Source organism: Saccharomonospora iraqiensis subsp. paurometabolica YIM 90007 (genome assembly GCF_000231035.2).
GTDB lineage: Bacteria > Actinomycetota > Actinomycetes > Mycobacteriales > Pseudonocardiaceae > Saccharomonospora > Saccharomonospora paurometabolica.
In genome coordinates, this window is record NZ_KI912260.1 from 1 (window position 1) to 2,887 (window position 2,887).

At 72.6% G+C, this 2,887-nt stretch carries 4 protein-coding genes; 1 reads left to right on the forward strand and 3 read right to left on the reverse strand.

Features of this window, described 5'->3' with window-relative positions; translation table 11 throughout:
- A partial coding sequence (locus tag SACPADRAFT_RS34360) for an FAD-dependent monooxygenase (protein ID WP_007027125.1) occupies positions 1-1,086 on the forward strand: 1,086 nt, incomplete at its 5' end.
- A 22-nt stretch (positions 1,087-1,108) separates the two neighbouring features.
- Here the strand turns inward: SACPADRAFT_RS34360 and SACPADRAFT_RS0222045 are convergent.
- From SACPADRAFT_RS0222045 to SACPADRAFT_RS29290, 3 genes are all read right to left on the reverse strand, one after another.
- Complete coding sequence (locus tag SACPADRAFT_RS0222045; RefSeq protein WP_007027126.1) at positions 1,109-1,600, reverse strand: DinB family protein; 492 nt, start codon at positions 1,598-1,600, stop codon at positions 1,109-1,111.
- 187 nt (positions 1,601-1,787) lie between these two features.
- Positions 1,788-2,225 carry a PPOX class F420-dependent oxidoreductase gene (locus SACPADRAFT_RS0222050; RefSeq protein ID WP_007027127.1) on the reverse strand — a complete coding sequence of 146 codons (438 nt, stop codon included), beginning with the start codon at positions 2,223-2,225 and terminating at the stop codon, positions 1,788-1,790.
- 298 nt (positions 2,226-2,523) lie between these two features.
- A complete protein-coding gene (locus tag SACPADRAFT_RS29290; RefSeq protein ID WP_007027128.1) occupies positions 2,524-2,730 on the reverse strand; it encodes a hypothetical protein in 207 nt (68 codons plus the stop codon).
- Positions 2,731-2,887 lie beyond the last annotated feature (157 nt).

The window sequence follows — 2,887 nt, forward strand, 5'->3', positions numbered from 1 at the left end:
GGCTGGGACGGCGGCCCCTACCGCGAGGAGGTCGTGCTCGCCGACCTCGAACTCGACGGCGACCCCACCCCGGGCGTGCTGCACGTCGCCGCCGGACGCTCCGGCCTGATTTTCCTGTTCGCCCTGGGGGAGACGGCGACCTGGCGGCTGCTGGCCACCCGGCCGGGCGGCGACGACGCGCTGCCGTTCGGGTGCCCCACGGCCGAGGTCCCCGCCGCCGAGGTCGACGCGCTGCTGCGGCAGGCCGGGCTGGGCGCCTCGCTGCGCCACCTGACCTGGTCGGCGCGGGTGCGGCTGCAGCACCGGCTGGCGCGCCGGTTCCGCGCGGGCCGCTTGTTCCTCGTCGGCGACGCCGCGCACACCCACTCCCCGGCGGCCGCGCAGGGCATGAACACCGGCATCCTCGACGCGGTCAACCTCGGTTGGAAACTCGCCTTCACCGCACACACCGAGGCCGCACACACCGAGACCGCGCCCACCGCCCCGGACGGCTCAGCCCCGAACGGCAGACCTCCGGACGGCACGGCGCTGCTGGACTCCTACGAGGCCGAGCGCCGCCCCGTCGCCCGGCAGGTGCTGGCCCTGACGCACGGGGTGTTCTTCGCCGAGGCCGCCACCCACCCGGCACCCGCGTTCCTGCGCGGCACGCTCGTGCCCGCGCTCGCGCCCGCCCTCCCGCTGCTGCTGCGGCAACGTGTCCTGCTCGCGCAGGTCGTGCGGGTGCTGTCGCAGATGTGGGTGCGCTACCGCCGCAGCCCGCTGTCGGTCGAGGGCAGCCCGGCGGGCGGGGCCGGGCCACGGGCGGGGGACCGGCTTCCCGACCGGGAAGTGCCCCGCGACGGCACGACGGTGCGCCTGCACGACCTCACCGCCCGCCCCGGCATCCACCTGCTGCTCGACCGTGACGCGCAACAGCCCGACACCACGGGGCTCGGCCCGTGGGTGACCGTCCACCGGCTGCCCGACCGGCCCGGCCGGGGACTGCGGGCCGTGCGGCCGGACGGCCACCTCGGCTTCCGGTGCGGGGTGGCGGATGTGGCACAACTGGCCGCTTGGCTCGACCTCGTCGGCGCCCGACCAGGGTGACGGGCGACTGAGTCCGGTCGCCTCACACGCCCGTCACGCCGTCGATGCGCTCGCGGATCAGGTCGGCGTGCCCGTTGTGCCGGGCGTACTCGCCGATCATGTGCACCAGGATCCAGCGGAGACTGACAGCCCCGCCACCGAAGCTCCCGGTGTCGTCCAGCGCGTGGGCGGCGCAGTTCTCCCGCGCGCGGGCCACCTCGGCCTCCCACGCCTCGCGGACCGTGGTGAAGGAGACCTCGTCCGGCACGTCGAACCCGCCGTCCGGGGACTCCGGATCGTGGTCCCCACCGAAGATCGTGGACACGCGTTCACCCGTCAGCACACGGCGGAACCAGTTCCGCTCGACCTCGGCCAGGTGCGCGGTCAGCCCCAGCAGGGTCAGCGGCGACGGGGCGACGGCCTCGTCGCGGAGTTGCGCCTCGGTGAGGCCCGCGCACTTCACCGCCAGGGTGGCGCGTTGGAAGTCGAGCCAGCTCTCCAGCGTGGCACGGTCGTCGGCGGTCAACGGGGGCATGGTGCGTTCGGTCTCTGCCACGCCCCGAGCATGCCACCCGCCACCGACAACGACGGCGGCACTCGGACCGTTCCCGACGCCGTCGCCTCGACGCCCGCCGAACCCGCCTGGCCGCGTGCGTCGGGAAGCGGCGGGACAGGGCAGGTGTGTCACCGACGCCGGGTCCGGCCGGAGCCGCAGCCCGAGTTCACGGGGCCGTGCCGGGGTCGACGTCACGGGTCGCACCGTCCGGGTTATCCGGGTCGAGGTGCCAGCTGAGGACGCGCCGCGGGTGGATGCGGATGATGTCCCGGCCCGCCATGGGAGAGTTCCCACCGGGCGGGTCGTCCACGGTGAGCGTTTCGGCGTGACCCCGGATTTCGATACCGCGCCCCCAACCGGGTCGGATCTCGCCGGGATCCTCCGGAGTCATGTCGTCGACGACGAAAGCGACGCGCGGATACGTCCGCACATTCCGGTATCGCTGGGTGGCGGCCACGTTCGGCCCCCCGAGATCGATGGTGTCGTCGGCGTTGAGTCGGAAGCCCAACGGGCGCACCTGCGGCGTTTCGTGCGGGCCGACAGTGGCGAGTCGTCCCAGGAACTGGCTGTGGAGATAGTCGCGCTCGACTCGGGTGAAGACCATGCCCGGACGCTAGAACTTCCAGCATTGTCGAGGTCAAGGCCAGGAGTCGGACCGCCGCACCCGGTTCCCCGGACCGGGTGCGGCGGGGCAGGCGTCGGACTCCTCCGGGCACGCACTAAGCCGGTGAGTAGCCGAGGATCTCCAAACCTTCGTAGTCCGCGAAGTCTGCGAAGTCTTTGATGTTGAAGGTACGAGAGGGACGGCGGCCCATGAGGTGTTGGACCATGGAGGGAGGAAGCTCACGCTTGAAGCTGCGCGAGGCTACGTCAGTGTCGAGAATCACCGAGTTCACGGGCGGTTACGCGAGGTCGGTCCGTCGTGCTGCGTAAGTGAATTCGAGGAACTCGTCGAGCTCCTCGTCGGTGTCGAAGATGCCGTCGCAGGCCAGGTCGTCGATGCTGTGGATGGGCTGCACGTCCTTCTGCCGGGCGAGCTCTTCGGCCAGTGCCGGGCCATCCAGCGGTCGCGGCAGATCGGACGAGTGGCCGGCGTTTCCGGTGGTCATGGTGGCACCTCCCCTCCCGTCGAGGTCCTGCCATTGTTGCATGTGTGGCCCGCCGAGTGGGCTGCCGAAGCGGGCGGGTTGCCCGGGTCCCCCGCACCGGGTGCGGCCGGGTCAGCCCTCGGGCCGGCCCTCCGGCCGCAGGCGGGGGGCGACGGCG

What these genes read in the sequence shown, in the direction of transcription:
- SACPADRAFT_RS0222045 (WP_007027126.1), bottom strand. Translation starts at nt 1,600, where the DNA reads ATGCCCCCGTTGACCGCCGACGACCGTGCCACGCTGGAGAGCTGGCTC.
- SACPADRAFT_RS29290 (WP_007027128.1), bottom strand. Translation starts at nt 2,730, where the DNA reads ATGACCACCGGAAACGCCGGCCACTCGTCCGATCTGCCGCGACCGCTG.
- SACPADRAFT_RS0222050 (WP_007027127.1), bottom strand. Translation starts at nt 2,225, where the DNA reads ATGGTCTTCACCCGAGTCGAGCGCGACTATCTCCACAGCCAGTTCCTG.